Source organism: Mesorhizobium sp. M7A.T.Ca.US.000.02.2.1, from assembly GCF_003996995.1.
In the GTDB taxonomy this organism is placed as follows: Bacteria; Pseudomonadota; Alphaproteobacteria; order Rhizobiales; family Rhizobiaceae; genus Mesorhizobium.
Genome location: NZ_RZTT01000427.1, coordinates 1 through 4,945, shown reverse-complemented (window position 1 = coordinate 4,945; position 4,945 = coordinate 1). Strand labels below are relative to the sequence as shown.

4 protein-coding genes and 2 pseudogenes are annotated in these 4,945 nt (G+C 61.8%); all 6 read right to left on the bottom strand.

Annotated features, from left to right (window positions below; translation table 11 throughout):
* Nucleotides 1–180: pseudogene (locus EOD15_RS28405) on the bottom strand (hypothetical protein); the annotation flags it as partial.
* Between the two features lie 130 nt (nucleotides 181–310).
* A complete protein-coding gene (locus tag EOD15_RS28400; RefSeq protein ID WP_127319239.1) occupies nucleotides 311–1,489 on the bottom strand; it encodes a cystathionine beta-lyase in 1,179 nt (392 codons plus the stop codon).
* Between the two features lie 304 nt (nucleotides 1,490–1,793).
* Entirely contained in the window at nucleotides 1,794–2,948 is a 1,155-nt protein-coding gene (locus tag EOD15_RS28395) for an MFS transporter (protein WP_127319261.1), read from the bottom strand.
* Between the two features lie 41 nt (nucleotides 2,949–2,989).
* Nucleotides 2,990–3,910 carry an NAD(P)-dependent oxidoreductase gene (locus EOD15_RS28390; protein ID WP_281035282.1) on the bottom strand — a complete coding sequence of 307 codons (921 nt, stop codon included), beginning with the start codon at nucleotides 3,908–3,910 and terminating at the stop codon, nucleotides 2,990–2,992.
* A gap of 12 nt (nucleotides 3,911–3,922) precedes the next feature.
* Nucleotides 3,923–4,480 carry a TetR/AcrR family transcriptional regulator gene (locus EOD15_RS28385; RefSeq protein WP_245463787.1) on the bottom strand — a complete coding sequence of 186 codons (558 nt, stop codon included), beginning with the start codon at nucleotides 4,478–4,480 and terminating at the stop codon, nucleotides 3,923–3,925.
* Between the two features lie 129 nt (nucleotides 4,481–4,609).
* A pseudogene (locus EOD15_RS28380) lies at nucleotides 4,610–4,729 on the bottom strand (transposase); the annotation flags it as partial.
* Nucleotides 4,730–4,945 lie beyond the last annotated feature (216 nt).

Genomic DNA, 4,945 nt, shown 5'->3' with positions numbered 1-4,945 from the left:
CAGCAGCACCGCCGACGCTCCCATCGGCGCCACCAGCAGCGGCACATGCGGGCCGTCGCCGAGCACAAGGCTGGCGATCACGCCGGTGAGTGCAATGCCGATCGTCGCGCCGATACAGGCGACGAGACGCTCGCGCAGCGTCGCGCCGGCAAGAATGGGAACAAAAAGGCGGAAAGCCATGGGGTCGAAAACTCTGCCGGTATTCCAGGGGAAGTCGAAAATGTGCTGATCGCACCGCAATGACGCGGCATCGTTGAATTTGAAAGCCAAACTGATCCGGCAAACCGCAATTTTGGGGAATAGAATTCCGCTACGCAGCCGCCGCGGCGGTCAGGCCGCGCGAGATGTCGCCCTTCAGGTCGTCGACGTCCTCGAGGCCGATCTGCAGGCGGATCAACGGACCCTCATAGGGCGCTTTTGCAACGACGCGGTCGCCGAGCCAGACCGGTACGGCAAGGCTCTCATAGCCGCCCCAGGAATAGCCGAGGCCGAAGATCCGCAGCGCGTCGAGAAAGGCGTGCTGCTGCTTCTGGCTGCCACCGGCAAGAACGATGGAAAAGATGCCGCTGGAGCCGGAGAAATCTCGCTTCCACAGAGCGTGGTCCGGATGGCTGGGCAGGGCCGGGTGGAGCACGCGCGCCACGCCCTTCTGGCCCTCGAGCCAGGAGGCGATGGCAAGCGTACTGCGCTGATGGTGTTCGAGGCGCACGCCCATGCTGCGCAGGCCACGCAGCACCTGGTAGACGTCGTCGGGCCCGGCGCAACAGCCAAGCGTGCAGAAGCTCTCGTAAAGATGCGTCCAGCAGCTCTCATTGGCCGACACCGTGCCGAGCAGCACGTCGGAATGGCCGGCCGGGTATTTGGTCGCCGCATGGATCGAGATGTCGACACCGTGGTCGAGCGGACGGAAATAGAGTGGCGTCGCCCACGTATTGTCCATCATGACGATGGCGCCCGCGGCGTGCGCCGCCTTGGCGATGGCCGGGATGTCCTGCACCTCGAACGTGTTGGAGGCCGGCGATTCCGTGAACACCACCTTGGTGTTGGGCTTGATCAACGCCGCGATGCCGGCGCCGACATCGGGGGCGTAATACTCGACCTCGACGCCCAGCCGCTTCAGCATCGTGTCGGCGAAATTGCGGGTCGGATGATAGACGGTATCGACGATCAGCAGATGGTCGCCGGCCGAGACGAAGGCGAGCAGCGGCACCGTCACCGCCGCAAGGCCCGACGGCACCAGGATCGTGCCTGCCGAGCCTTCCAGCGCGTCTATGGCATGGGCAAGCGCATCGGTCGTCGGTGTGCCGCGCGTGCCGTAAGTGTATTTCTGGGTGCGCGCCGCCATCGAAGCCGCGTCGCGAAACAGCACGGTCGAAGCATGCACCACCGGCGGATTGACGAAGCCGAAATAGTCATGCGGATTGTTGCCCGAATGGGCAAGCCGCGTGTTGATGCCCATCCCGCCGTGCTCGCTGCCGTCTTTCGCCATTCTGCGTCGCCTTGTTTGACAAGCCGCTAGCCATAGTGCGGCGCTATGGACCGTGCAACAGCCACCGCCCGCCAGGAGGCGGACTTCGATATGCCAGTTCGTCGCGGCAAAAACAGCGATGCTGGGATGCGGCGTGACCCCGACGGTGTGCATCGTCGGCAACTGCGCTAGCCCCAATCATCTCGTAGGGCGCGGTTTCCATGCACGTTGCTCGCACTGTTGTAGTGGTTGCTCTCAGCGCAGCGCTGACGGGTAGCGCGGCGAACGCTTGCATGGGATGGCTGCAACGATAACGCTGGCGGCTCTATCGCGGGCCGTCGCTCGGGCGTTCCGTCTGATGACAAATCAGCGCGATGATCGGGAGAGCCAAGCCGACCGATGACGCGAGCGTCCAACCTCCTTGCGCATAGGTCCATCCGCCAACAGCGGAGCCAATCGCACCACCAGCGAAAAAGGTTGCCATGTAGAGGCCGTTGAGACGGGAGCGATATTCGGCTCCTAGCGCATAAATGGCGCGCTGTCCCAGCGTCACATTAGCTGCCACCCCGAAATCGAGCAGGATCGCCGCCGCAACCAATAGACCGAGCGCCAGTGCCGAGCCTTCGACGGCAACATGGGTCATCAGGAAGGCGCACGCGACGGCCAGCATAGCGAAGGTCGTTGCGGCGCGGCTCCAGCCCCGATCCGCCAACCGACCGGCAATCGGCGTAGCAACGGCTCCAGCGACCCCGGCCAGCGCGAACAGCGCGATGCCACCTTGCGACAAATGGAACGCCGGTCCCGCCAGCAATAGCGGTGTCGCCGTCCAAAACAGGCTGAACGCACCAAACAGACAGGCGTGATACAGTGCGCGCCGTTGCAGAATCGGTGTCGCCACCACGAGATGTCCCATTGACGCCAATAGGTCACCATAGCGCAGTTTCGATACTGGCACGCGCAGCGGAAGCCTGCAGGCGAGGACAGCCGCCAGCCCTGCCATGATGACGGCAGACAGATAGAAGACGACGCGCCATGACGAGAGTTCGGTAATCAAGCTCGCAACGGGCCGGGCGAGCATGATGCCGAGCATCAACCCGCTCATCACATTGCCAACGACACGCCCCCTGATCGCTTCGGGCGCCATATGTGCCGCGTAAGGGACAAGGACCTGCACCGCCACGGAGCCGATCCCGATCAGCAAGGCGGCGGCCAGAAAGGGAAGCGCGTGGGGCGCGGCTGCCGCGCCAAGCAGTCCGGCTATAGCCACGATGATCAATGCGAGCGCGAGCTTGCGATTTTCAACCAGATCACCGAGCGGCACGATGAGCAACAATCCCAACCCATAGCCAATCTGCGTCAGCGTAACGATCAGCCCTCCGGCTCGTGGCGAGAGGCCGAGGGCAGCGCCGATCGGACCGACAAGGGGTTGGGCATAATAAATGTTGGCGGCGATCAGCCCGGATGCGCAGGCCAGCAGCATGGAAAGCCCGCGCAAGGAGGATGGCGCCTCTGCTGCTATGGTCACTGCTGCGCTGCGCGGCGCGTGGAAACACGCGACAGCGCGGCCCAATCCAGATGGCCTTCGCCGTGCGCAACGCTATCGAGATGATTGTCGCGGAGAACGCTGCCTATTGGCATCGGGACGTTGACCTTCTCCCCGGCTTCCAGAGCGAGACGCACATCCTTCAGACCAAGCGTCAGCCTGAAGCCGGCCGGCTCGAAGCGATCCTCCGCAATCGCCCCGCCATAACCCTTGTAAACGGGTGCGGCGAAGATCGTGGATGTGATCAGATTGACGAAATTGCCCTTGGGGACACCATAACCTTGCGCGAGCGCCACTGCCTCGCCCATCGTCCCGATGGCACTGCCGATCATGAAATTCACGGCTAGCTTGATGGCGTTGGCCTGTTCGGGCTGGTTTCCGAAACACCATGTCTTCTGCCCAAGAATATCGAACAGCGGCTGTACGCGTCCCAAAGCTTCAGCATCACCTGCCGCAAGGATGTTGAGCTGACCAGCTTCGGCCACGTTCACCCGCCCGAGAACCGGAGCCGCGACATACCCGACGCCCTTTTCCCGGTGCAGTAGCTCCATCACGTTCGCGAAGGCGACCGAGACTGTCGCCATGTTGATGTGGATCGCGCCCGGCTTCAGCGCGTCCAGCACCTGGCCGTCGATGACGACGGCGCGCGTGGCCGCATCATCCGCGAGCATGGAGATGAGCACATCCGCGCCTTCGGCCGCCTGGCGTGGATCGGTTCCTATCTCGGCGCCGAGCGCGGCAAGAGCGGCAACCGGCTCTTGCGAACGGTTCCACACCCGGACCCTGTATCCGGCTTTGACAAGGTTTGCGGCCATGGGTTTGCCCATGGTTCCCAGGCCCAAGAATCCAATCTGCATCACGGAGGCGTCCTTCATAATTCGGAAATTTCGTTTTCTAATTGAGGAAGAAAGTTAGTGGAGTGACTTGATGGCGATGTCCACGACAGCTTGCATGTCGTCCCGGCTCCGCCCGGTCTTGCCGACCACCCGCATACCCTGCACGAGACAAAGCATCATGCGGGCAGAAGTTTCGCTATCGACATGAGAAGGGATCGAGCCATCGTTCTGCCCTTGACGGACGAGGTCCGTCAGCAGGGCTTCATTGCGTTCCAGCGCAGTCGTGATATGCCGCGCCACTTCGAGGTCGAAGGTCGAGATTTCGGCGGCGCTGCCGACGACGAGGCATCCTTGCCGTCCTTCCTCCCCATGTGCGGACTCGACGTAAAAACCGAGCGCCCGGCGAAGTCGCTCCAGCCCGCTTCCGCTGTCGCCGATGGCTTTGCGCAACTTCTCTGTCCTTATCGAGCGGTAGCGCTGGAAGGCAGCTAGAAAGACGCCCTGCTTGTCCTTGAACGCCTTGTAGATGCTGCCCTGTGCGAGGTTCATCACATGGGTCAAGTCGGTGATCGAGGTGCCGTGATAGCCACGCTCCGAAAATACGCGCACAGCCCTGTCCAACGCGATGTCCATGTCGAACTCGCGGGGTCGGCCCGGCCTTCGGGATGTGGATACGGATGCAAGTGCAGCCCTTTTCATCCTTGATATATAGGAAATGATCGTTTCCGATTCAAGAGGCTCTAGGCTGTAGTGACAATTTAATCATTTGAGCCAGAGTATGATGGCTGCGAGCTTGACGAAGCCGAGGAAGTTGGCGGCTATTTTGTCATAGCGCGTTGCGATGCGGCGCCACTGCTTGAGCTTGGCGAAGAAGGCCTCGATGCCCCAGCGGTTCGTAGCTGGGTCACTGGCGCAAATCAGCACCATAGTTAAAAATGTACTATAGCTGAGGTCAGGGAGTCAAGAAAAAATTCCTATCATAGCGACACGCAAGCTGCCGACACTGCCGAACTGGCTGCCGCCAGGCCATTTGTTGACCTGGGGTCGGAGCCCTATCTCCGCCTGCCTATTGTGGGCGGCTGTGAACGGTATATGATC

Excerpts from the sequence above, each read along its gene's own strand:
- EOD15_RS28395 (WP_127319261.1), bottom strand. The coding sequence starts at position 2,948 with ATGCTGCTGGCCTGCGCATCCGGGCTGATCGCCGCCAACATTTATTAT.
- EOD15_RS28385 (WP_245463787.1), bottom strand. The coding sequence starts at position 4,480 with ATGGACATCGCGTTGGACAGGGCTGTGCGCGTATTTTCGGAGCGTGGC.
- EOD15_RS28400 (WP_127319239.1), bottom strand. The coding sequence starts at position 1,489 with ATGGCGAAAGACGGCAGCGAGCACGGCGGGATGGGCATCAACACGCGG.